Source organism: Mycobacterium novum, assembly GCF_010726505.1.
GTDB lineage: Bacteria > Actinomycetota > Actinomycetes > Mycobacteriales > Mycobacteriaceae > Mycobacterium > Mycobacterium algericum.
The window spans coordinates 3916140-3939675 of the sequence record NZ_AP022562.1 but is presented as its reverse complement, the minus strand read 5'-3'; the positions used below and the strand labels follow the sequence as shown (position 1 = coordinate 3939675).

At 70.0% G+C, this 23536-nt stretch carries 21 protein-coding genes; 2 read left to right on the top strand and 19 right to left on the bottom strand.

The features are described 5' to 3' along the window. Window positions 1–234 precede the first annotated feature (234 nt). The 6 genes from G6N19_RS18630 to mihF form a co-directional block, all read right to left on the bottom strand. Window positions 235–849 (bottom strand): TetR/AcrR family transcriptional regulator, encoded by a 615-nt coding sequence (locus G6N19_RS18630; protein WP_193465410.1) that lies wholly within the window; start codon window positions 847–849, stop codon window positions 235–237. Further along, window positions 846–2204 (bottom strand): hydroxysqualene dehydroxylase, encoded by a 1359-nt coding sequence (locus G6N19_RS18625; protein WP_193465409.1) that lies wholly within the window; start codon window positions 2202–2204, stop codon window positions 846–848. The genes G6N19_RS18630 and G6N19_RS18625 overlap by 4 nt, the downstream gene beginning before the upstream one ends. An 89-nt stretch (window positions 2205–2293) precedes the next feature. Then, window positions 2294–3535 carry a bifunctional phosphopantothenoylcysteine decarboxylase/phosphopantothenate--cysteine ligase CoaBC gene (gene coaBC, locus G6N19_RS18620; protein WP_193465408.1) on the bottom strand — a complete coding sequence of 414 codons (1242 nt, stop codon included), beginning with the start codon at window positions 3533–3535 and terminating at the stop codon, window positions 2294–2296. A gap of 30 nt (window positions 3536–3565) precedes the next feature. After that, window positions 3566–3892 carry a DNA-directed RNA polymerase subunit omega gene (gene rpoZ / locus G6N19_RS18615; protein ID WP_013829238.1) on the bottom strand — a complete coding sequence of 109 codons (327 nt, stop codon included), beginning with the start codon at window positions 3890–3892 and terminating at the stop codon, window positions 3566–3568. A 61-nt stretch (window positions 3893–3953) separates the two neighbouring features. After that, complete coding sequence (gene gmk / locus G6N19_RS18610; protein ID WP_232062429.1) at window positions 3954–4556, bottom strand: guanylate kinase; 603 nt, start codon at window positions 4554–4556, stop codon at window positions 3954–3956. A 7-nt stretch (window positions 4557–4563) separates the two neighbouring features. Continuing rightward, window positions 4564–4881 carry an integration host factor, actinobacterial type gene (mihF, locus tag G6N19_RS18605; protein ID WP_003932123.1) on the bottom strand — a complete coding sequence of 106 codons (318 nt, stop codon included), beginning with the start codon at window positions 4879–4881 and terminating at the stop codon, window positions 4564–4566. An 825-nt stretch (window positions 4882–5706) separates the two neighbouring features. Between mihF and G6N19_RS18600 the strand changes: the two genes are divergently transcribed. Beyond that, window positions 5707–6054, top strand: a complete 348-nt coding sequence (locus G6N19_RS18600) for a hypothetical protein (protein ID WP_158019474.1) — start codon at window positions 5707–5709, stop codon at window positions 6052–6054. A gap of 37 nt (window positions 6055–6091) precedes the next feature. Here the strand turns inward: G6N19_RS18600 and pyrF are convergent, their stop codons facing one another. Genes pyrF through pyrR form a run of 7 tightly spaced genes read right to left on the bottom strand, consistent with a single transcriptional unit; the run spans window position 6092 to window position 14778 of the window. Next, the gene (gene pyrF, locus G6N19_RS18595) at window positions 6092–6925 is read right to left on the bottom strand and encodes an orotidine-5'-phosphate decarboxylase (protein ID WP_013829241.1); all 834 of its coding nucleotides are present in this window, start codon (window positions 6923–6925) and stop codon (window positions 6092–6094) included. Next, window positions 6925–10269, bottom strand: coding sequence for a carbamoyl-phosphate synthase large subunit (gene carB, locus G6N19_RS18590; RefSeq protein ID WP_013829242.1), 3345 nt, complete (start codon window positions 10267–10269; stop codon window positions 6925–6927). Before carB ends, pyrF begins: the two co-directional genes overlap by 1 nt. Window positions 10270–10297: 28 nt before the next feature. Then, window positions 10298–11416 carry a glutamine-hydrolyzing carbamoyl-phosphate synthase small subunit gene (carA, locus tag G6N19_RS18585; RefSeq protein ID WP_193465407.1) on the bottom strand — a complete coding sequence of 373 codons (1119 nt, stop codon included), beginning with the start codon at window positions 11414–11416 and terminating at the stop codon, window positions 10298–10300. Then, window positions 11413–11925 carry a PH-like domain-containing protein gene (locus tag G6N19_RS18580; protein WP_013829244.1) on the bottom strand — a complete coding sequence of 171 codons (513 nt, stop codon included), beginning with the start codon at window positions 11923–11925 and terminating at the stop codon, window positions 11413–11415. Before G6N19_RS18580 ends, carA begins: the two co-directional genes overlap by 4 nt. Beyond that, window positions 11922–13214 (bottom strand): dihydroorotase, encoded by a 1293-nt coding sequence (locus G6N19_RS18575; protein WP_193465406.1) that lies wholly within the window; start codon window positions 13212–13214, stop codon window positions 11922–11924. The genes G6N19_RS18580 and G6N19_RS18575 overlap by 4 nt, the downstream gene beginning before the upstream one ends. Beyond that, the gene (locus G6N19_RS18570; RefSeq protein ID WP_013829246.1) at window positions 13211–14200 is read right to left on the bottom strand and encodes an aspartate carbamoyltransferase catalytic subunit; all 990 of its coding nucleotides are present in this window, start codon (window positions 14198–14200) and stop codon (window positions 13211–13213) included. The genes G6N19_RS18575 and G6N19_RS18570 overlap by 4 nt, the downstream gene beginning before the upstream one ends. Then, window positions 14197–14778, bottom strand: a complete 582-nt coding sequence (gene pyrR / locus G6N19_RS18565) for a bifunctional pyr operon transcriptional regulator/uracil phosphoribosyltransferase PyrR (RefSeq protein WP_013829247.1) — start codon at window positions 14776–14778, stop codon at window positions 14197–14199. The genes G6N19_RS18570 and pyrR overlap by 4 nt, the downstream gene beginning before the upstream one ends. A 100-nt stretch (window positions 14779–14878) precedes the next feature. On the opposite strand from pyrR, the gene G6N19_RS18560 reads away from it, so the two are divergent. After that, entirely contained in the window at window positions 14879–16081 is a 1203-nt protein-coding gene (locus tag G6N19_RS18560; RefSeq protein ID WP_193465405.1) for a serine hydrolase domain-containing protein, read from the top strand. Between the two features lie 7 nt (window positions 16082–16088). On the opposite strand, the gene G6N19_RS18555 is transcribed toward G6N19_RS18560, so the two are convergent. The 6 genes from G6N19_RS18555 to G6N19_RS18530 are packed head-to-tail and all read right to left on the bottom strand — an operon-like array spanning window position 16089 to window position 23535. Continuing rightward, window positions 16089–17240 (bottom strand): acyl-CoA dehydrogenase family protein, encoded by a 1152-nt coding sequence (locus G6N19_RS18555; RefSeq protein WP_193465404.1) that lies wholly within the window; start codon window positions 17238–17240, stop codon window positions 16089–16091. A 34-nt stretch (window positions 17241–17274) separates the two neighbouring features. Further along, window positions 17275–17844, bottom strand: a complete 570-nt coding sequence (locus G6N19_RS18550; protein ID WP_041318061.1) for a TetR/AcrR family transcriptional regulator — start codon at window positions 17842–17844, stop codon at window positions 17275–17277. Between the two features lie 60 nt (window positions 17845–17904). Next, window positions 17905–20607, bottom strand: a complete 2703-nt coding sequence (locus tag G6N19_RS18545) for a fumarate reductase/succinate dehydrogenase flavoprotein subunit (RefSeq protein ID WP_013829251.1) — start codon at window positions 20605–20607, stop codon at window positions 17905–17907. Further along, window positions 20604–21335 carry an ABC transporter ATP-binding protein gene (locus G6N19_RS18540; protein WP_013829252.1) on the bottom strand — a complete coding sequence of 244 codons (732 nt, stop codon included), beginning with the start codon at window positions 21333–21335 and terminating at the stop codon, window positions 20604–20606. Before G6N19_RS18540 ends, G6N19_RS18545 begins: the two co-directional genes overlap by 4 nt. Further along, entirely contained in the window at window positions 21332–22180 is an 849-nt protein-coding gene (locus G6N19_RS18535; protein WP_013829253.1) for an ABC transporter permease, read from the bottom strand. Before G6N19_RS18535 ends, G6N19_RS18540 begins: the two co-directional genes overlap by 4 nt. Continuing rightward, complete coding sequence (locus G6N19_RS18530; protein ID WP_013829254.1) at window positions 22177–23535, bottom strand: ABC transporter substrate-binding protein; 1359 nt, start codon at window positions 23533–23535, stop codon at window positions 22177–22179. The genes G6N19_RS18535 and G6N19_RS18530 overlap by 4 nt, the downstream gene beginning before the upstream one ends. Window position 23536 lies beyond the last annotated feature (1 nt).

Below are 23536 nucleotides of genomic sequence, written 5' to 3'. Positions count from 1 at the left end.
CCTCCGGGTATCGATCCAAAAGTTAGCTCGGGCAAATATAGCTATGCGCTCCTGGTGACGGCCTGACAGTCCGGTGGGGCGCCCCCAGGTCGCGGGCCGGGTAGTGCCTGTGCTCCCCCGCGACCGGGAGATGCTCGTCGACACGCCCCACGACGAGACACCTGAACGACTCGGCCCTGTGGCTGCCCACCTTACCGTCCTGGCTGCGTGCGGCGGCAGGCCGGGTGGCGGCTGTCACGGTGTCGGCGGCGTCGCCGTCTCGAGGCGGACCGCCCAGCCGACCAGCGACCGCAGATAGCGCAGCACCAACTCATCCGGATACGCATCGGGGTCGGTCAGGTGCAGCAGCGCCAGTTCCTCCAGTGCGGACAACAGCAGTCGCGCCGTCGCGCCGTCGGCGTCGACCGGGTGACCGGTGAGCCCGGACAACCTGTCTGCCGCGATACGGCGGGCATAGCGGCGGCCCAGCTCGGTGCGGGCTTGCAGTTGCGGTGGTGCTGCGGCGGGCGGGCTCAAGATGATGCGCCAGCTTGTCGGCGCCGCGTGCAGGTAGGCCAGGATGCCCCGGCCGACCGCGTCCGGGTCGTCGTCGGGCGGGCGGTCCACACTGCGCATGCCGGCGAAGGCGATCTCCGATTCCCGGTCGAGCAGCGCCGACATCAATCCGGCCAGGTCGCCGAAGTTCTGGTACACCACCGTGCGGGTGACCCCGGCGGCGCGGGCCGCCCGTTCGATGGTCACCGCGGCGAAACCCTCGGTGGCGACGATGTCGCGGGCACGGTCGAGCAACTGGGCACGGCGGGCCTGTCCCGACATCCGCCGCCGCGGCGACGCCGGCTGCGCGCTCATCGGTGTTCCGGCAGTGCGAGCAGCAGCTTTACCGCGCGGGCCGCACTCTGCGCGGCGCTTTCCATCGTCGCCGACCAGTCGGTGCGGGTCCAGTCGCCGGCGAGCACCAGGCTCGGCACCGAGGTGCGCTGGTCCGGGCGCAGCCCGTCGGTGCCGACGACCTGCGAGAAGGTCGCCTTCGGCATCTTGACCACCTGGGCGGCCACCACGTTCGCCTCGGCGGCGGCCGGATAGTAGCGGCGCAGCAGCTCCAACTGCTCGGCCACGATCTGGTCGCTGGACCGGTGGATCTGTTCGTAGGCGCCGCTGGTGGTCAGGCAGTACAGCCATGCGCCGTCCGGGTCGCGGCCCTGCATCCGCTGCCGGTCGAAGACCTCGTCGATGATGCCGGTGCCGCCGATCACCGCCTCCATCGCTGCTTCGGTGCCCAGCGGCCGGTCCAGGTAGAGGTTGGTGCTCACTATCGGGGTGTGATGCAACTTGTCTGCCGCGGCGTAGATTTCGGCGTGTTCGGGCAGGTCGTCGAGCAGGCCGCCGATATGGGAGTTGGGCACCGCGCACACCACCGCGTCTGCCGGTATCTCGGTACCATCGGCCAGTTCCACCGCGCGGACCACGTTGTCCTGCACCACGATTCGCCTGGCCACCGTGCGATAGCGCACGTCGACGCCGAGTCGGTCGAACAGCGCGAGCGCACCCGTGATGTAGAGCGTGTCGAGGTCGGTGGTCGGGTAGCCGATCGTCACCGCGGTGCGGTGCCGCAGGCCCAGCCGGATTCCGGTGGCGAGCACGTCGGCGAAGACCTTGGCCGAGCCACGCTCCACCGGCTCGGCGGCGATGCCGAGGGCAAGCCAGTCCCATATCGCCTGGCGCGCCGACGCCGGCATGCCCACCCGCCGAAACCACTGGTCGGTGGAGAGATCGGGCAGATCGACGGGTTGGCGCAGTGCCTGGTGTGTCAACCGTGCCGTCGCCACCGCCGTGCGCACGCGGTCGAGCAGGCTTGCCTCCGGGTGCACACCGAACAGTGTCCGCACCGCACCCAGCCCGCGGGTCGCCATGGTGGTCGTGGCGCCTCCCGGCCAGCGCAGGGTGCCGCCGGCCGGGAACTCGACCATCGACCGGGTGCCGACGCTGGTCAGGTAGCGGAACAGGTGTTCATAGCCGCTTGCGATGACGTGCTGGCCGTTGTCCGGAAGGTCGGCTATCCCGTCCACTTTCATCGCGTGGGTGCGACCGCCGAGCCGTCCACGCCGCTCCAGCAGGGTCACCTTCTTGCCCGCCTCGGCCAGCCAGACCGCCGAGGCCAGCCCCGCCAGGCCGCCCCCGATCACCACATACCGTCGGTCGTCCATGTCGGGCCCCTTCCGAGTAACTTACGAATCGTAAGTTACTGCGGCGGCGATTGCGTGGTCAACGGCAGCCCGGCCGACGGCGGCGCTAATCAGCGGCCGCCCAGGAAAGCCACCACCGCGTCCACGATCCGGCTGGCCATCAGGGTCTTCGAACCGGGCTCCAGGGCGGACTCGGTCCCGTCGGCGGCCAGCAGCCAGCCGTCATTGTGGTCCACCTCGAAAGCCCGGCCTTCCCCGACGGCGTTGACCACCAGCAGGTCGCATCCCTTGCGCTGCAGTTTCGCCCGGGCGTGGAACAGCACGTCGCCGTTCTCATCTCCGGTCTCGGCCGCGAAGCCGACGATGGCCCGCATGTTGGGCAACTGCCCGTCGGCGCGGGCCCGAACCGCGCCGGCCAGCACGTCGTCATTGCGGATCAGTTCGATGGTCGGCTCCCCCTGGTTGTCCGGCCCCTTCTTGATCTTCGCCTGCGCCGTCCGGGCGGGGCGGAAGTCGGCCACCGCGGCGGCCATCACCAGAACCTGTGCCTCGGGGGCGTGCTTGGTCACCGCGTCCTGCAGTTGCTGGGCGGAACTGACGCGCACCACGTGGACCCCGGCCGGGTCGATCAGCCCGGCGGCGTGCGCCGCGATCAGGGTGACCTCGGCGCCACGCTGAGCGGCCACCCGGGCCACCGCGTAGCCCTGCTTGCCCGAACTGCGGTTGCCGATGAACCGCACCGGGTCGATCGGCTCACGGGTACCGCCGGCGGTCACCAGCACTTTGCGACCCGCCAGGTCGTAGGGCAACGCGTCGGACCGCTCCAACAGCAGCGAGACGACGGTGTTGATCTCCTCGGCCTCGGGCAGCCGCCCGGGCCCGGTGTCGGCGCCGGTCAGCCGACCCGACGCGGGTTCGAGAACCACCGCGCCGCGTTCGCGCAGGGTCGCCACATTGGCGACGGTGGCCGGATGCTGCCACATCTCGGTGTGCATCGCCGGGGCGAACAGCACCGGACAGCGGGCGGTGAGCAAGGTGGCGGTCAGCAGGTCGTCGGCGCGGCCGGCGACCGCGCGCGCCAGCAGGTCGGCGGTGGCGGGCGCCACCACCACCAGGTCGGCCTGTTGGCCGATGGCGACGTGCGGAACCTGTGGGACGTCATCGAAGACTCCGGTGTGCACCGGCAGCCCGGAGAGTGCCTCGAAGGTCGCAGCCCCGACGAATCGCAGCGCGGACTCGGTCGGTACGACCTGGACGGAGTGGCCGGCCTCGGCCAGCTGCCGGACCACCGTGCAGGCCTTGTATGCGGCGATCCCGCCGGAGACACCGACGACGATCCGCTTGTGCTCCACGGCTACCGACCCGTCCCGTCTCGGCCTCTGTTACTCGCCTTCGGTGTATTCGAGCAGGTCGCCGTGGATCTCGCGCAGCGCGATCGACAGCGGCTTCTCCTGCAGACCGGGCTCGACCAGCGGCCCGACGTACTCGAGGATGCCTTCGCCGAGTTGGTTGTAGTAGTCATTGATCTGCCGCGCGCGCTTGGCCGCGTAGATCACCAGGGCGTACTTGCTCGACGCCCGCTGCAGCAGTTCGTCGATGGGCGGGTTGGTGATGCCCAGCGGCGTGTCGTAGCCACCGATCATCGCCGGGTCGAATTCGGCGTCGGTGGCCGGCGAGATGGTGGCCGCGTCGGCCTGTGAGGTACTCACGTAAGACAATCTCCTGGCGATTTAGGGGCTTGGGGTGAAGCTGTTGGCGCGTCCGGACCGATCACACCGCGCCCGGTGCGGTATCCACCAGCAAGGATACCAATTCTGAGCAGGCGGTTTCCAATCGAGCGTTGACGACGACCGCGTCGAAGTCGCCTTGCGCGGCCAACTCGGTGCGCGCGGTGGCCAGCCGACGTTCCATGACCTCCGCCGATTCGGTGCCGCGCCCGACCAGTCTGGCCTGCAGCGTGTCCCAATCCGGCGGCGCCAAAAACACCGTCACGGCCTCCGGCAGGGCCTTCTTGATGGCCCGGGCCCCGGCGAGGTCCACTTCGATCAGCACCGGCCGGCCAGCTCGGGTCGCCTCGGCCACCGGGGCCGACGGGGTTCCGGATCGCTGCAGGCCACCGTGGATGTCGGCCCACTCCAGCAGTGCGTCGGTCTCGATCAGCCGGTCGAACTCCCCCGGCGTCACGAACCGGTAGTCGACGCCGTCGACCTCCCCGGGACGGGGCGCCCGGGTGGTCGCCGACACACTGAAATACAGCTCCGGCACCCGTTCCCGCAGGCACCGGACCAGGCTCGACTTACCGACCGCTGATGGGCCGGACAGCACCACCACGCGTCCCGCGGGTCGGCTGTCCGGCCCTCCACCGGCATTCACCGACAGGTCAGGAGAAGTCGAACTTCTCCAGCAGCGCCTTGCGCTGCCGGTCGCCCAGGCCGCGCAACCGGCGGGTGGGGGCGATCTCCAGCTCGGTCATGATCTCCTGCGCCTTGACCTTGCCGACCTTCGGCAACGCCTCCAGCAGCGCGGAAACCTTCATCTTGCCCAGGACCTCGTCGGTCTCGGCGTCCTTGAGCACCTGCTTGAGGTTGGTGCCGCCACGCTTGAGCCGGTCCTTGAGCTCCGCTCGGGCCCGACGTGCGGCCGCCGCCTTCTCCAACGCGGCGGCGCGCTGCTCGTCGGTCAACTGGGGAAGGGCCACGATTCCTCCGTCTCGTCATCATCGACAACGTCGATGTTTTCCATGTCCCGGCCGGGTACTCCCGCCAGAGACGACGACCGTACCCACGCCGTCTGACGAAATCTAACCCCACCCCCCGTTTCCGGCTACAAATGCCCAGCGTGTGGCGGCTGCGCACGGCCCACTCACCGAACCGGAACGGCGCCCTCCAGGCCGGCCACCGAGGGCCGCCATTGGTGTCAGCCGGCCTCGAGAAACAGCCTCTAGCAGGGCTTTCCTCGATTTCGCCAGCCGACGGGAGCATCCGGGCCCCACCCCCGCCGGGCAGCCGAGGGACGGGCCGAATGTTCAGCGCATTGAATTGGCACCTCGCGGCGTGTCGGGCGTGTCGAGACGTGCGTCGACCGGTGGAAACGCGGCATCCCGGCGGCGCATGTGCTGATGTTGCGCGCCCTGGTCGGCCTGGCGGCGATGGCCTGTCAGCTCGAGGCCGAGGTGGCCTTGCCCGACATCGTGACGCAGTGGTAGCGCGGCTTCACGGAACCGCAGATTCCGCCTCGGCTGGCCGCGGCATTGGGCGCGATTAGCGCACGCGTATTTGTGCGTACCGACTGCGGCCACCACAGATCGGCTGCCGGAATTTCCTGCGGGAATTGACAGTACCGTCAGCAATTGATCGACCGTCATACCAGGTCAGCCCGGTAGAAAGCGGAATACTTGCCGCTCAATGTATTGACGGCGTGAATGCCAGCAGAATGGATGATTGCCGGTCCCGCGCGCTCCGGATACAGTTTTTCTTCCGGGTGGGCGGTTGCGCCCGTTCGATGGCGAAAAAAGGGGGCCGGGATGAAGACACAGCGGTTTGGCGGCAGGGTAATGACCGGGGTGGTGGCGCTGGCAGTCGGCACGATCGGTGCCGGTTTGGCCGCCGCCGATCCAGGCGAAGGGGTCACGGCCGGCAACGGCGGTGGAGCCGAGACGAATTCCGGCCCGTTCGGCGGCGACCTCAACGACGGCAGCTTCAAGCTGTGGCCGAGTGATCATGCCGCCGACAACGTGAACCTCGGCCCGTTCAGCGGCGGTTTCGACGCCGGCACCGCCGGCGAGTTCGACCAGGGAGCCGCCGGGGGCGACGGCCCTGCCGGCGACGGACGCAGCGGCGACAACGCCGGCGGCATGCCTTTCCTCTGGTAGCCACCGCGACGTCCCGCACTACCCGGCGCGCGGGTCGTTACCCGGCGCCCAGATAACCGACGGCGTCGCGCATCCGCTCCGCTGCGCCCCGCAGCGCCGCGACGTCGGGGCCGGCGCGCAGCACCTCACGGGAGACCGCCGGCAGCAGCGTTCCCGGGGCCGCCCCGCCCAGGCCGGCCAGTTCCTCGGGGCGCCCACCCTGTGCCCCGATACCCGGTAGCAGCACCGGGCCGCCGAGGGCACTCAGGTCGGGCACCTCGCGCAGCGTGGCGCCGACGACCACCCCGATCGAGCCGGGCTGCGGGCCCGCGCGGTTGGCTTCGGCGGCGGCATCGACGATCGACTGCGCCACCGTGCGATCGCCGGCCCGGGCGCGCTGCACCGCGGCCCCCTCCGGATTGGAGGTGGCGGCCAGCACGAACACCCCGCGCCGGTGCGCGGCGGCGGTGTCCAGCAGCGGCCGCAGGGATCCGAAACCCAGGTACGGCGACGCCGTGACCGCGTCGGCGGCCAACGGTGACTCCCCTGCCCAGGCCGCGGCGTAGGCGGCCATCGTCGAGCCGATGTCACCGCGCTTGGCGTCGGCCAGCACCAGCACGCCGGCCTCGCGAAGCGCCGCGATGGTGCGCTCCAGCACGGCGTAGCCGGCCGACCCGTAGGCCTCGAAGAACGCCACCTGCGGCTTGACGATGGCGAACCCGGCGAACGCCGCCACGCAGGTCTCGCCGAATGCCGCCAGCCCGTCCGGCGTCGGCGGCAGTCCCCAGGCGGTCAGCAGTTCGGGGTGCGGGTCGATGCCCAGGCACAGCGGGCCGCGGGCCGCCGTGGCCTGGGCCAGCCGAGTCCCGAACGCCTCGGACCCCGGAGCCACTAGTGTCCGCCGAGCGTGCTGTGCAACTCCTGCAGCGAGCGCACCCCGATATCGCCCCGGATCCCGGCTTCGATGCCCTGCACCGCCGCGGCGGCGCCCTGCACGGTGGTGACGCACGGGATGTTCACACCCACCGCGGCCGAGCGGATCTCGTAGCCGTCCACGCGCGGACCGGAGTTGCCGTAGGGGGTGTTGATCACCAGATCGACCTCGCCGGCCCGGATCGCGTCCACCGCGGTCAGCTCCGGACGCTGCGGGCTCGGCTCCTCGAAATTCTTACGCACCACATCGCACGGAATACCGTTGCGGCGCAGCATCTCCGCGGTCCCCTCGGTGGCCAGCACCCGAAAACCCAGGTCAGCCAGTCGTTTGACCGGAAAGACCAGCGACCGTTTGTCGTGGTTGGCCACCGAGACGAATACCGTGCCGTCGGCGGGCAGCGACCCGTAGGCGGCGGTCTGGCTCTTGGCGAACGCGGTGCCGAAGTCCCGGTCGATGCCCATCACCTCACCGGTGGACTTCATCTCGGGACCCAGCAGCGAGTCGATGCCCGAGCCGTCGGCGCGGCGGAAGCGGTGGAAGGGCAGCACCGCCTCCTTGACCGCGATCGGGGCGTGCGGGCCGACGCTGGCACCGTCGCCGGAGGCCGCCAGCAGCCCCTCGGTCCGCAGCCCGGCGATGGTGGCGCCCAGCATGACCCGCGCGCATGCCTTGGCCAGCGGCACCGCGGTGGCCTTGGAAACGAACGGCACCGTCCGACTGGCCCGCGGGTTGGCCTCCAGCACATAGAGCACGTCGTCCTTGAGGGCGAACTGCACGTTGAGCAGCCCCACCACACCGACGCCGTGGGCGATCGCCTCGGTGGCGCGGCGGACCTTCTCGATGTCGCTGCGGCCCAGCGTCACCGGCGGCAGCGCGCAGGCCGAGTCCCCGGAGTGGATCCCCGCTTCTTCGATGTGCTCCATGATCCCGCCGATGTAGACCTCGGTGCCGTCGCACAGCGCGTCGACGTCGATCTCGATGGCGTCCTCCAGGAAGCGGTCGACCAGCACCGGATGCTCCGGCGTCAGCAGCGCCGCCCGGGTGATGTAGCCGCGCAACGTCTCCTCGTCGTAGACGATCTCCATGCCGCGGCCGCCCAGCACGTACGACGGCCGCACCAGCACCGGGTAGCCGATGTCGGCGGCGATCCGTTTGGCCTGCTCGAAGGTGGTCGCGGTGCCGTAACGCGGAGCGGGCAGCCCGGCCGCTGTCAGCACATCCCCGAACGCGCCGCGGTCCTCGGCCAGATCGATGGCCTCCGGGGTGGTGCCGACGATGGGTACGCCGGCGTCGGCCAGCCGCTGCGCCAGCCGCAGCGGCGTCTGGCCGCCCAGCTGAACGATGACACCCACCACACCCGGACCGCCCAGACCGGACTGCTGCTCGGCGTAGTAGACCTCGAGCACGTCCTCGAAGGTCAGCGGTTCGAAGTAGAGCCGGTCGGCGGTGTCGTAGTCGGTGGAGACGGTCTCGGGGTTGCAGTTGACCATCACGGTCTCGAAACCGGCCTGGCTCAGCGTGATCGCGGCGTGCACACAGCTGTAGTCGAACTCGATGCCCTGACCGATCCGGTTCGGCCCGGAGCCCAGGATGAGCACCTTGGGTTTGACGTCCTGGGGGGCCACCTCCGTCTCGGCGGCCGGGTCGAGCTCGAAAGTACTGTAGTGGTACGGCGTTTTGGATTCGAACTCCGCCGCGCAGGTGTCCACGGTCTTGAACACCGGGTGGATGCCCAACCGTGACCGCAGCAACCGTACCCCGTCCTCGCCGGCCAACTCCGGGCGCAGCGCGGCGATCTGATGGTCCGACAGGCCGTTGTACTTGCAGCGGCGCAGCAGGTCGGCGTCGAGCACCGGGGTGTCGACCACCTCGGCGCGCAGCGCCACCAGGCCGTTGATCTGGTCGACGAACCAGGGGTCGACCCCGGACGCCTCGGCGACCTGTTCCACGGTGGCGCCCAGTCGCAGCGCCAGTTCGATGTCGTAGAGCCGGCCCTCGGTGGGCACCCGCAACCGCTGCAGCGCGTCGTCGGCTGAGTCTTCTTCGGGGTCGGGTTGGGTCCAGAACCCGGCACGGTCGCTCTCCAGCGAGCGCATCACCTTGCCGAGTGATTCGATGAAGTTGCGGCCCAACGACATCGCTTCGCCCACCGACTTCATCGTGGTGGTCAGCCGCGGGTCGGCGCCGGGGAACTTCTCGAACGCGAACCGCGGCGCCTTGACCACGACGTAGTCCAGCGCCGGCTCGAAACAGGCCGGGGTCTCGCCGGTGATGTCGTTGACGATCTCGTCGAGGGTGTAGCCGATGGCCAGCTTGGCGGCGATCTTGGCGATCGGGAAGCCGGTGGCCTTCGAGGCCAGCGCAGAAGACCGTGACACCCGCGGGTTCATCTCGATCACGATCAGCCGGCCGTCTTCCGGGTCGACCGCGAACTGGATGTTGCAGCCACCGGTGTCCACGCCGACCTCGCGCAGGATCGCGATGCCCAGATCACGCATCCGCTGATACTCCCGGTCGGTCAGTGTCATCGCCGGGGCGACGGTCACTGAGTCGCCGGTGTGCACGCCCATCGGATCGACGTTCTCGATCGAGCACACCACGACGACGTTGTCGTTGCCGTCGCGCATCAGCTCGAGCTCGAATTCCTTCCAGCCGTAGATGGATTCCTCGATCAGCACGTTGGCCGTCGGGGAGGCGGCCAGGCCGTCACCGGCCATCCGGGCCACCTCGTCGAGGCTGGCCGCCAGGCCCGAACCCAGGCCGCCCATGGTGAAGGAGGGCCGGACCACGACCGGCAGGCCGAGCTCGGCGACGGTTTCCTCGACCTCGGCCATGGTGTAGCAGACCCGGGAGCGGGCCGACTCGCCGCCGACCCGGGCGACGATGTCCTTGAACTGCTGACGGTCCTCGCCGCGCTGGATGGCCTCGAAGTCGGCGCCGATCAGCTCGACACCGTAGCGTTCCAGCACCCCGTGCTCGTGCAGCGCCACGGCGGTGTTCAGCGCGGTCTGTCCGCCCAGCGTGGCCAGCAGCGCGTCGATCTTGTTGCCGCGCTCGGCCTGCTGGGCGAGCACCTTCTCGACGAACTCCCAGGTGATGGGCTCGACATAGGTGTGATCGGCGTACTCGGGGTCGGTCATGATCGTGGCCGGGTTGGAGTTGACCAGGCTCACTTGCAGGCCCTCGGCCTTGAGCACCCGGCACGCCTGGGTGCCGGAGTAGTCGAACTCACAGGCCTGGCCGATCACGATCGGCCCGGATCCGATCACCAGCACGTGGCGCAGGTCGGTACGGCGCGGCATTACTTGCTGCCTTTCTTTCCGCGAGCGCTCATCGGTTCTCCATCAGGTCGACGAACTGGTCGAAAAGGTGTCCCGCGTCGTGCGGTCCGGCCGCGGCCTCGGGGTGGTATTGCACCGAGAAGGCTCGGCCGTCGGCGAGTTTCACGCCCTCGACGACCCCGTCGTTGGCGCAGGTGTGGCTGACCACCGCCGGGCCGAAGTCGGTGTTGAAGACTTCTCCTGCTTGCCCTTCCAAGGCGAATCCGTGGTTCTGCGCGGTCACCGCGACCCGTCCGGTGGCGTGGTCGATCACCGGGATGTTGATGCCCCGGTGCCCGAACTTCATCTTGTAGGTCTTTCGGCCCAGGGCTCGGCCCAGGATCTGGTTACCGAAACAGATGCCGAACAACGGGATCCCGGCGCCGATCACCTCGCGTGTCAGCGCCACCAAGCGGTCTGCGGTGGCCGGGTCCCCGGGCCCGTTGGACAGGAACACCCCGTCGGGCTTGAGGTCGGCGAGCGCGGCGAAGTCCACCGATGAGGGCAGCACGTGGCAGCGGATGCCGCGCCGGGTGAAGTTGCGCGGCGTATTGATCTTGATGCCGAGATCCAGCGCGGCCACCGTGAACCGGTGCGCCCCGTCGGGTTCGACGACATACGCGGTGTCGGTGCTGACCTGCCCGGCGAGGTCGGCGCCGAGCATCGAGGGCTGCTCACGGACCCTGTCCACCAACTCCTCGGGTGCGGCCAGCGCATCGCCGGAGAACACCCCGGCCTTCATGGCGCCGTGGTTGCGCAGATGCCGCACCACGGTGCGGGTGTCGACGCCGGCCACCCCGACGATGCCCTGGCTCACCAGTTCCTCGTCGAGGGTTCCGGTGGCCCGCCAGTTCGAGGCGCGTGGCGACGGGTCGCGGACCACGTAGCCGGCCACCCAGATTCTCTCGTCGCGGCTCTCACTGTCCTCGCGATTCCAGCCGGTGTTGCCGATCTGCGGGGCGGTGGCCACCAGGATCTGCCGGTGGTAGCTGGGGTCGGTCAAAGTCTCCTGGTAGCCGGACATCGCGGTGGAGAACACCGCCTCGCCCAAGCTCTGCCCCACGGCCCCGAACGGCCGTCCGGTGAAGATCCGGCCGTCTTCTAAAACCAGCACCGCGCGCGGGTTCATGTGTTGTCGCCTTCCAGCCAGCGGGTGTGTTCGGAACGGTCGTCGGCGCGGAAGCCGGTGTCGATCTCGGTGCCCGACGGCAGTCGCCAGCGAATCGCCAGCACCCCGTCGTGGGCTCGGGTCGGGATGGCGCGGCCGGCGATACCGCGTTCGGTGCGGACCGCCAGGATCGCATCCTGCGGAATCCAGATCGGGCGGGCGCCGCTGCGCTGCACCATGATTCCCTCCGGGTAGCGGGTCAGCACCGCCTTGGTGCGGTAACCCAGGTCGCCGGCGACCACCCGGTCATTCCACTTCGGCGCGAGCGTGCAGCCCAGGTACTGCCCTCGGGTGGCCGCCACGATGGGCGGGCCCACCATGTCGGGCACCGCGGGCAGCGTGCCGATCAGGGTTTCCTGCAACTGCCCCCGCCGGCGCCAGCCGCGCATCATCAACCGGATCAACCAGCCGATCACCAGCACCAGCACGACCGCGAAGATCAGCGACGCGACCATCGTGGGCGTGTTCATGCCGGGATCTTCCCGTCCCGCGCGGTCACCCGGCCGCGCAGCAAGGTCGCGGTGACGGCGCCCGGCAGCGTCATCGCCTCATACGGGGTGTTGGCCGACCGGCTGGCCAGCTGGTCGCCGGCCACCACCCAGCTCGCCTCGGGGTCCACCACCGTCAGATTGGCCGGTTCGCCCACCTCCAGCGGCCGGCCCTGGTCGGGCAGGCCGACGATCTGCGCGGGCCGTTCGCTCATCACCCGGGCCACGTCGCGCCAGCTGAGCAGCCCGGGCGCCACCATGGTCGCCACCACCACCGACAGCGCCGTCTCCAGCCCGAGCATGCCGGGCCGGGCGACGGCGAACTCGCAGGCCTTCTCGTGTTCTGCGTGCGGAGCATGGTCGGTGGCCACACAGTCGATGACGCCGTCGGCCAGTGCCTGGCGCAGCGCGGCCGCATCGGCGGCCTCTCGCAGCGGCGGGTTGACCCGATCCCTGCCGTCGTAGTCGGCCAGCCGGCTGTCATCGAGCATCAGGTGATGCGGAGTCACTTCGGCGGTCACCGAGATACCTTGCGCCTTGGCCCATTTGAGAAGCTCCACCGTGCCCGCGGTGGATGCGTGACAGATGTGCAGGCGGGCACCAGCGTCGCGGGCCAGCAGGACGTCGCGAGCGACGATCGACTCCTCGGCGACGCGCGGCCAACCGGCGAGCCCCAGCCGGGCGGCGTTGGGCCCCTCGTGGGCGACCGAGCCGACGGTCAGCCGGGGCTCCTCGGCGTGCTGGGCGATCAGCACCCCCAGCCCGGTGGCGTACTCCAGTGCGCGACGCATGACCAGCGGGTCGGCCACGCACACCCCGTCGTCGGAGAACATCCGAACGCCCGCGGCGCCCGCGGCCATCATGCCCATCTCGGTCAGTTGCGTCCCGCCCAACCCGACGGTGACCGCACCGACCGGGTGCACATCGACCAGGCCGACCTGCTGGCCGCGCTGCCAGACGTGGTCGGTGACCACCGGGGAGTCGGCGACCGGATCGGTGTTGGCCATCGCGAACACCGCGGTGTAGCCGCCTAGTGCCGCTGCGGCCGAACCGGTTTCGATGTCCTCGGTGTATTCGCGACCCGGTTCGCGCAGATGGGTATGCAGGTCCACGAAGCCGGGCAGCAACACCTGACCGGGTGCGTCGACGACATCGCATCCGGCCGGGGCGCCGAGGTCCGCACCGATCTCGGCGATCTGGCCGTCTTGTACCAGCACGTCGACCCGGTCGCCCTCGCCGTAACACCGCACCCCGCGGATCAGCACGCTCACGGCCCTTCGTCCTCTCCGGTCGACCCGGCCGCCCCCGGCCCCGCCGCGGACCGACTGCCCACCAGCAGGTGGAACAGCACCGCCATCCGCACGTGTACCCCGTTGGAAACCTGTTGCAGCACCGCCGATTGCGACGAGTCCGCGACCGACGAGGCGATCTCCATGCCGCGCAGCATCGGTCCGGGGTGCAACACCACCGCGTCATCGGCCAGCATGGTGCGGCGCTTCTCGCTCAATCCGTAGCGCACCGAGTACTCGCGCGCCGAGGGGAAGAAGCCACCGGTCATCCGTTCGGCCTGCACTCGCAGCATCAGCACCGCGTCGGCGGCCGGCAGCTCGGCGTCGAAGTCGTGGCTCACCGTCACCGGCCAGTCGGCCACCCCGACCGGCAGCAATGTCGGCGGGGCCACCAGCACCACCTCCGCGCCCAGCGTCGCCAGCAGTCGCACGTTGGAGCGGGCCACCCGGCTGTGCACGATGTCGCCGACGATCACCACTCGGCGGCCGTCGATCGCTCCGAGCCGCTGCCGCAGCGTCAGCGCATCCAGCAACGCCTGGGTCGGGTGCTCGTGGGTGCCGTCGCCGGCGTTGATCACCCGCGGACCGCCTCCCTCGGCGCCTGCGGTCCACTCGGCGAGCAGCTGTGCAGCACCGGACGCCGGATGCCGGATGACCAGTGCGTCGGCGCCGGCGGCGCGCAGGGTCAGCGCGGTGTCGCGCAGCGACTCCCCTTTGCCCACCGAGGATCCCGACGCGGACACGTTGACGACGTCGGCGCTCATCCACTTGCCGGCCACCTCGAACGAGACCCGGGTGCGGGTGGAGTTCTCGTAGAACATGGTGATCACGGTGCGTCCGCGCAGCGTGGGCAGCTTCTTGACCTCGCGGCCGACCAGGGCTTGGGCGAACCTGTCGGCGTCGTCGAGGATCGCGGTGGCCTCGTCACGGCTCAGATCGCCGGCCGCCAGCAGGTGTCTGGCGGTCATCGGGTGATCACCACCGCGTCACGGCCGTCGTGTTCGGCCAGCAGCACGTGCACGCTCTCACCGCGGGAGGTCGGCACGTTCTTGCCGACGTAGTCGGCGCGCACCGGCAACTCGCGGTGGCCGCGGTCGACCAGCACCGCCAACTGCACGATCCGGGGCCGGCCCACGTCGCGCAGCGCATCGAGGGCGGCACGTACCGATCGGCCGGCGTAGAGGACGTCGTCGACCAGGATCACGCACGCATCATCGATGCCGCCGGCCGGGATCGAGGTGGATTCCAGCGGCCGCGGCGGCTGGCGCATCAGATCGTCGCGGTACAGCGTGATGTCCAGGGCGCCGTGCCCGACCTCGACCCCGCAGAATTCGCTGATCTTGGCGGCCAGGCGATCGGCCAGGGTGACTCCGCGGGTCGGAATGCCCAGCAGCACCACCCGTGGCGCGGCGGGATCATCGGCGCCGCGAACCTCGTCCAAGGCGGTCTTCTCGATGATCTGATGCGCGATACGAGAGATCGTGCGACCCACATCCGCCGAGGACATCAATTCCCGGTCGGTGCTGGAATTACCGGCAGCGCCCATGCGAAACCGCTGGACCTCCTTCTCCGCCTCGCGGGACGGATCGTTAAAGGATGTCGAACTGCCGCGTAGCCTAGCATCCCGTCACCGCTAGCCTGAGCCGGTGAACCTCGACCCCAATCGGGCGCCGCTGTCCGAGGCCTGCGACACCGGCCTGCTGGCCGGTGCGGTGACAGTCGTCTGGCAGCGCGGCAAGCTGCTTCAGGTCAACGAGATCGGTTACCGCGACGTCGGGGCGCAGTTGCCGATGACCCGCGACACGGTGTTCCGGATCGCCTCGATGACCAAACCCGTCACCGTGGCCGCCGCGATGAGCCTGGTCGACGAGGGCCGGCTGCGGCTGAACGATCCGATCGCGCACTGGCTACCGGAGTTCGCCGCGCCCAGCGTGCTGGTGGACCCGGCCGGGCCGCTGGATCGCACCGCCCCGGCCCGGCGAGCGCTGACGATCGAGGATCTGATGACGCACCGCTGCGGCATCGGCTACGGCTTCTCGACGCTCGGGCCGATCGCGCGGGAGTATCAGCGGCTGCCGTTCGGGCGCGGTCCGGATCCCTGGCTGACCGCACTGGCCGCCTTACCCTTGGTGGATCAGCCCGGCGAGCGGGTGACCTACGGGCACGGCACCGACGTCCTCGGGGTGCTGCTGGCCCGCGTCGAGGGCAAGCCGCTGCCGCAGGTGCTCGACGAACGGATTCTCGGGCCGCTGGGGATGGCCGACACCGGGTTCTGCGTCTCCCCCGCGCTGCGCGGGCGCAGCGCCACCATGTATCGCATCGACGGCGACACCCTGCGCGACGACGCGATGGGGCCGATGCCGATCACCATGCCGGCCTTCCCCAACGCCGGTGGCGGGCTGATGTCGACCGCCGACGACTACCTGGCTTTCGCACGAATGCTGTTGGCCGACGGTGTGTTCGACGGCACCCGGGTGCTCTCGGCGGAATCGGTGGCCGCGATGCGCACCGACAAGCTGACCGCCGCCCAGAAGCGCCATCCGTTCCTGGGGGCCCCGTTCTGGGTCGGCCGCGGATTCGGCCTCAATCTGTCGGTGGTGACCGACGCGGCGAAATCCCAGCCGATCTTCGGTCCCGGGGGCGCGGGCACGTTCAGCTGGCCGGGCGCCTACGGCACCTGGTGGCAGGCCGATCCGACGGCGGATCTCATTCTGCTGTACCTGATCCAGAACGCCCCGACGCTGTCCACCGAGGCGGCCGTCGCCGTGGCCGGCAATACCTCGGTCGGCAAACTGCGGGTCGCGCAACCGAAGTTCGTGCGCCGGACCTATCGCGCCCTGGGGATATAGGCCGCGATCAGATCATCGCGATCGGGGAGATCTTCACTCCGGCCTCCAGCGCGCCAGACAGTTCGCGCGCCACGTCGTAGTCGAAAACGACGTGCCCGCAGATGATGTCGACGTCGCGTTTGATCCGCTGCAGCGGGTTGTCCACGAAATGCACGCTCGCCCCGGACGCTTCGAGCAGATCGGCGATCACACTGCGGGATTCGTGCACGATGTGGGCGGCCGCGGCGCGCGCGTCCGCCCGGGCGGCTCGGCCGATCCGTTCCCCGCTGCTGACCGCAGCTTGGATGCCGGCCACCGTGTCGTCGCGCAGCCCTCGCAGCGCGCGCAGCCGTACCCTCGCGTCCCCGAGTCGGATCTGCGCGGCGGGCTGATTCTTCTGCGCCGCACCGGAATAGGCCAACACCCGTTCGCCGAGACGCTGGGCGTAGAGGTCGGCTACCCGTTCGGCCGAACCCAGCGCGGGCATCGCCGCCACCATCGCCAGCGCCGGCACCATCGGCCAGCGGTATGCCGGGGCGTCGTGCAGCGCGGCACCCGGCGCGGTGCCCGAATAGATGTCGACGACCTTGACCAGCCGGTGCTGCGGCACCCAGACGTCGTTGACGACGACGTCGTTGGAACCGGTGGCCCGCATACCGGCGGTGTGCCAGACGTCTTCGACGCTGATGTCACAGGCCGGTAGCAGCACCAGTGCCGGATAAGGCGCGTCGTCAGGGCCGCAGATTCCCCCGACCAGGATCCAGTCGGCGTTGGCGACCCCGGTCGCCCAGGACCATCGGCCGCGCAGCCGGATGCCATCGCCGTCGGGCACCCCGCGACCGGTCGGGGCCAACGGCGCCGGACACAGCACCGGCCCGGAAGCAAACACCTCATCCTGGGCCTGCTCGCCGAAGAGCGCCAGCATCCAGTTGTGCAGGGTGTAGAAGCCCAGTGTCCAGGCACTGGATGCGCAGCCGTGCGCCATGGCCCGGATCGGCTCGAGGATCTCCGGGAACTCCGCCTGTTGACCGCCATAGCGCGCCGGCAGCAGCAGACCGGCCAACCCGGAGCGCCGGTAGTCCTCGATGGTGGCGGCCGGCAGCCGCCGCAGGTCTTCGGCCTCCGCCGCGCGGTCGGCCAACCGATCGATGAAGTCCGCGGTGACCGGCGGTGTCGTCATCCCGGGAACGTACCATACCTTTTGGTATGGGCGGTCAGTGTCGCAGCATCACGTCCAGGAACTGTTCGCGCCGGCCTACCGCCCGCGGGCTCGGGCGCGAGCCGGCCAGGTGCAGGAATCCGATCCCCGCGGCGAACGTGGCGTTGGCACGCATGTCGGCGGCGTCAGGGTCGAAGCCGTCGTCGAGAAAGACCTGGCGGACCGCCTTGAGCACCCGCCGATCCGAGCTGCGCACCGCTTCGGCGACGCTGTCCTCCGAGCGCGCCCACTCGCGCATCGCGCGTTCCAGCATCCAGTGCCGCGGCCCGACCAGCGAGGTCATCATGCGCGAGAGTCGCTCGCGCGGCGGCAACGCCGACAGCGCATCGAAGTCGCCGCGGTCCTCGTCACGAACGGCGGCCCAGGTCTCGACCAGCGCCTGCCGGTAGGTCTTCATGTCGGAGAAATGCCAGTAGAAGCTGCCCTTGGTGACCCCGAGACGCCGGCAGAGCCGATCGATGGTCAGGGCCTTGACGCCGTCCTCGGCCAGAATGCGGAAGCCGGCCTGCACCCAGTCCTGCACGGACAGGCGCGCATTGGTGGAGGCTGTGGGGGCATTGGCCATGCCGAATCAGGGTACTGATCCCGGCGCGCGCGGCATACCGTTTCCACCGTTGTCGACCACCTAGCCGCCCGAGTGCACGCCCGCTTCCCGCAGTGCTGCACGCGCATAGGCGCGAACGTCGGCGTCGCTGTCCTTGACGGCGATGCCCAACGCATCACGTGCGGCGCCGTCCGAGGCGGCCCAGCGTGCCAATCCCAGCACTGCGGCCTTGCGCACGTCGAGGTGCGGATCCTCGAGCGCGAACGTCAGCCGGGGCACCGCCTCGGCGGCGGAAGCGCCGGCCAGCGCCCGCGCCGCGCCGACCCGAACCTGCCACGCCGACTCCGTCAGGGCCGATACCACCACAGCGATGGCCTCGTCGCCGCAACCGATCTCGCCGAGTGCTGCCAAGGCGGCGGCGCGCACCAGCGGGTCCGGGTCCCCGATCAGGCCGCGGACGGTGTCGGCCCCGGTGCCGAGCGTCGCGCACGCGTTCGCCGCTGCGATACGCACCTCGCGGTTGCCGTCGCCGGCGGCGGTGGCCACGGCCGGTGCATCATCGACCGAGACCAGTGCCCGCACCGCCTCGATCCTCACCCGGTGGTCGGGGTCGGCCAGCATGGCGCGATAGGCCGCGGGGTCCCCGACGCGCCGACTGGACAGCAGATACAGCACGCAGGCACGAACCACCGGATCTGTCGAGTGCAGCTGGGCAGTGGGCGCGCCCGGCTCCGTCACCACCTCGACCAGTTCGCGAGCGCCGTCGGCGGCCGTGCGGCGCACCGCGGCGTCGTCGTCGGCGAGGGCATCGAACAACGCGGATTCATACCCGTCGGGGGTGTGCTCGGTCAGCACGGCGACCGCGGTGCGCCGCACCGCCGGATCGGGGTCACCAAGAAAATCGACGAGGTCCGACAGCGCCGGCTCGTCCAAGGCGACGACGGCCGCGATCCGAGGCGACGGCGGGCGCGAGGCGCCCGGCGGCGCGACCCGGGACTGTGCGGTCGCAGGCGCCTGACCGCCCAGCAGCGGCGGCTGCGACACCGGGTACACCGACTGGTCGGCCGGCGGCAGCCCGTCGAGCTCGGGCACCGCGACGAAATACGGTGCGACGGGGCGCTTGAGGAATTCCATCTCGCCGCCGGGGCCCTGGCGCACGTTGAGGTGATACCCCCACCGGCTGTCGTCCCGGCCGGGTAGATCGGCACGCTCGTGGTAAAGACCCCAGCGCGATTCGGTACGGGTCAGTGACGAGCGGGCCGCCAGTTCGGCGCAGTCCCGGATGAACGACACCTCGACCGCCCGCATCAACTCGTGCGGGCTGCGGGCGCCCATCTCGGCGATCTCACCGCGCATCCGCTCGAAGGTCTGCACCGCCAGCGACAGCTTGGCGGCCGTCTTGGGCGGTGCGACATAGTCGTTGACGAACCGGCGCAGCTTGTATTCCACCTGCGGTTGCGGCGGGCCGTCAGGGTGGCGCAGCGGACGGTAGATCAGCTCGTGGGCAGCGGCGAGCTGGTCGGCCGGCAGCTGCTGCGGAGCCGCGACGCCGGCCAGGGTGGACGCTGCGTGCGCGCCGGCCAGATCACCGAAGACGAAGGCGCCGATCATGTAGTTGTGCGGCACGCAGGCCAGGTCACCCGCCGCGTACAAGCCCGCCACGGTGGTGCGGGCGTGCTCGTCGACCCACACCCCCGACGCCGAATGCCCGGAGCACAAGCCGATCTCGGAGATGTGCATCTCCACGTCGTGAGTGCGGTAGTCGTGGCCGCGGTTGGCGTGAAAGGTGCCCCGGGTGGGCCGTTCGGTGGTGTGCAGGATGTCCTCCAGCGCCGACAGCGTCTCGTCGGGCAGGTGCGACACCTTGAGGTAGATCGGCCCTCGGGCGGAGTCGATCTCGGATTTGACCTCGGCCATCATCTGTCCGGACCAGTAGTCGGAGTCGACGAAGCGCTCCCCCAGCGCATTCACCTGATAGCCGCCGAACGGGTTGGCGACATAGGCGCAGGCCGGCCCGTTGTAGTCCTTGATCAACGGGTTGACCTGGAAGCACTCGATGCCGGAGAGCTCGGCGCCGGCGTGATAGGCCATCGAGTAGCCATCACCGGCGTTGGTCGGGTTCTCGTAGGTGCCGTACAGGTAGCCCGAGGCCGGCAGCCCCAGCCGCCCGCACGGCCCGGTGGCCAGGATCACCGCCTTGGCGCCGACGGCGACGAACTCGCCGGTGCGGGTGTGCAATGCGGCCGCGCCGACCGCTCGGCCGTCCCGGGTGAGCACGCGTACCGGCATCAGCCGGTTCTCGATGCGGATCTTCTCGCGCATGGAGCGTTGCCGCAGCACGCGGTAGAGCGCCTTCTTGACGTCCTTACCCTCGGGCATCGGCAACACATAGGAACCGGAGCGGTGTACGCGGCGCACCGCATACTCGCCGTGCTCGTCTTTCTCGAACTTCACGCCGTAGCGCTCCAACCGCTGCACCATCGCGAAGCCGCGGGTGGCGGTCTGGTACACGGTGCGCTGGTTGACGATCCCGTCGTTGGCACGGGTGATCTCGGCGACGTAGTCCTCGGGTTCGGCCTTGCCGGGAATGACGGCGTTGTTGACTCCGTCCATGCCCATCGCCAAGGCGCCGGAGTGCCGCACGTGCGCCTTTTCCAGCAGCAGCACCCGGGCACCGTGCTCGGCGGCGGTCAGGGCGGCCATGGTGCCTGCGGTGCCGCCGCCGATCACCAGCACGTCGCAGTCCAGCCGCAGCGGCTGGGAGGCATCCGGTATCTCGATCATGAATAGTCCAATGCGGAAAGGAGTTCGGCGCGCAACGCGGGCTCGGGCCGTGCGCTGCGCGGCTCGGGAACATCGGCCAGCGCCCGCAGTGGCTGCCCGGCGCGGCCCAGCACCGCCACCCGGTCGCCGAGCGCCAGCGCTTCGTCGACGTCATGGGTGACGAACACGATCGTGGTCGGGTGGGTACGCCAGGTCTCGATCAGCAGTGCCTGCATGGCGGCGCGGGTCGCGCTGTCCAGGGCGCCGAACGGCTCGTCCATCATCACCGCACGGGGAGCGCCGGCCAGCCCGCGGGCCAATTGCACGCGTTGCCGCATCCCGCCGGAGAGGCTCTTGGGCAGATAGTCGCCGAACCCGCTCAGGCCCAGCTCGGTGATCCACCGATCGGCTTGTGCCCGGCGCCCGCTGCGCGGCACACCGCGCAGCCGCAGCGCCAGCTCGATGTTGGACCGCACCGACCGCCACGGCAGCAGCGCGTTGTCCTGGAACACCATCGCCCTATCCCCCGAGGTGGTGGCCACTGTGGCGCCGTCGGCCAGCACTCGGCCGCGATCGGGTGTCAGCAGTCCGGCCAGGGCGCGCAGCACCGTCGACTTGCCGCAGCCGGACGGTCCGGTCAGCACCAGGATCTCGCCGGGGCGCACCGCCAGGCTCAGCTCGTCGATCACCGGGGAATCGGTGTAGGACAGCCGGATCCGCTCCAAAGTGAGGCTCATGCCCGCGGTCATCGCGCGTACTCCTCGCTGCGCGGCAACCAGCTGGTCAGCCGGCGCCCGAGCACCTCCACCGCCGCCGACGTCGCGAAACCCAACACGCCGATGGTGATGATCCCGACGAAGACATCGGGGTAGGCCAGCACCGTGTAGGCCTGCCAGGTGCGGTAGCCGATACCGAGGCGCCCGGAGATCATCTCCGCGGAGATCACGCAGATCCACGACACGCCCATCCCGACCGACAGGCCGCCGAAAACCCCCGGCAGGATCCCGGGAAACACCACCTGGCTCAGCACATCCCACCGGCCGCCGCCCAGGGTGCGGACCGAGTCCTCCCACAGCGTCGGCAGCGCGCGCACCGCATGCCGGGTGCTGACCAGGATCGGGAAATAGGCGGCCAGAAATGTGATGAACACGATGCCCTGTTCGCCGGCCGGGAACAGCAGGATCGCCACCGGCACGACGGCTATCGCGGGGATGGGCCGGATCAGCTCGGTGATCGGTCCCAGTACGTCCGCGGCGACCCGGGAGCGGCCCAGCAGGATGCCGGTGACCACCCCGGCGACGGCGGCCAGGCCGAATCCGGTCAGAATCCGGACCAATGACTGGGCCAGGTCCAGCCAGTACGCCTCGGTGCCCAGCCGGCGCACCAGGGTGGCGAAGACCTCGTCGACGGTGGGCAGGGTGTCGAATCGCAGCCACCAGCGCACGTCGGCCGCGGTCAGCAGCTGCCACAGCCCGACCGCGGCGGCGACCGACGCCAGGCGCAGCAGCCAGGACCGTCGCACCGAGGCATGCCGGCGCGGCGCTGCGTCGACCGCTGCCGACACCGCCGGGCCACCGGTGATCACCGCGGTCATGCCGCGGCCGCCAGCGCCTGCTGGTAGTCCACCACGGTGCTGCCCGGATGCGCTGCCGCATAGCGCCGCGCCCCCGCGACGGTGTCGAAGGCCAGGTGGTGCCCGCCGTCGCGGACCCACGCCGACTTGTCGGCGAACCAGCGGGTGCCCAGTTCGGCGTCGTGCACATACGCCGCACGGATGCGATCGCCGCGGGCCGTCGCTGCCCGCACGGCCTGCAACAGCTGGTCGGGATCGGCCATGCCCACCGTTGTCTCCGAGCCCTGCAGCCAGAGTTCGCCACCGGTCGTCGCGGGCTTGTCCAGGGCGGCGACCGCCTTGTTGTAGTCCAGCTTGCGCTCGGCGAACGCCGCCCGCAGCGGCCCGTCGTCGATGAACCGGTCGATGTCGAAACCGTCCAGGCCTGTGAAATCACCGATCGACTTCAGGTAGGGCACATCGTTTTTCAACGCCTTGACCAACGCCGGTTTGACGGTGGTGTCGAACGATGTTCCGCCCGGCCCGTTGTAGAGGTAGACAACCTCCTGCGGCAGCCCGCTGCCCTCGGCAACGATCCGGGCCGCCTCCAGCGGCTTGCGGTTCAGGAAATCGGTGGCATCCAGCTGTGCTTGCAGAAACGCGTTGAGCACTTCCGGGTGCGATCGCGCGTAGCCGCGACGCACCACCACTCCGTGCAGGGTCGGGTGGTTGAGTTCGGCGCCGTCGTAGAGCAGTCTCGCCCGGTCCTGGTAGACCAGCAGGCCGGGCCAGGCCACGAACTGCGACAGGCCCTGTACCTGCCCGGATTCCAGGGACGAGGCACCGACCTGTGGCTGCTGGTTGAGCACCTCGACTTGCGCCCCGGTGCCGGCCAGCGCGCGCAGCAAGGTGCCGTGGCCCGCTGAGCCCACACTGGCCGACACTCTGGCCCCGGCCAGGTCTGCGAGGGTGTCGGCGTGCGAATCCGGCGCCACCACCACCATGTTCAGCGCACCGGCCGGGTGGTAGCCGGTCACCGAGACGATCGCGGTGCGGGCCTGCTCGCTGTCCCGGGTTCGGACGCCGTTGACCAGCATCGGATAGTCGCCCATCGAGCCGATGTCGATCTTCTCGGCGAGCATCTGTGCGGTGATCGGCGCCCCGGTGTCGTAGTCCTGCCAGTCGACCCGGTAGCGGGTGCCGGTCCGGGCGGTGATGTCGGCGAGCCGGCGTTCCAGATAGCCACGGGCGCGCAGCAGCGTGCCGGCGGTAGCGGTGTTGATGGTCTTGGACTGGTAGCCCACGACCACGTCGACGGAATCACCCGCCGGCGCGGAATCCAGCGAGCACCCGGCGAATACCAGGCTGCACGCCAGCAGGATCAGGGTCTTCTTCATG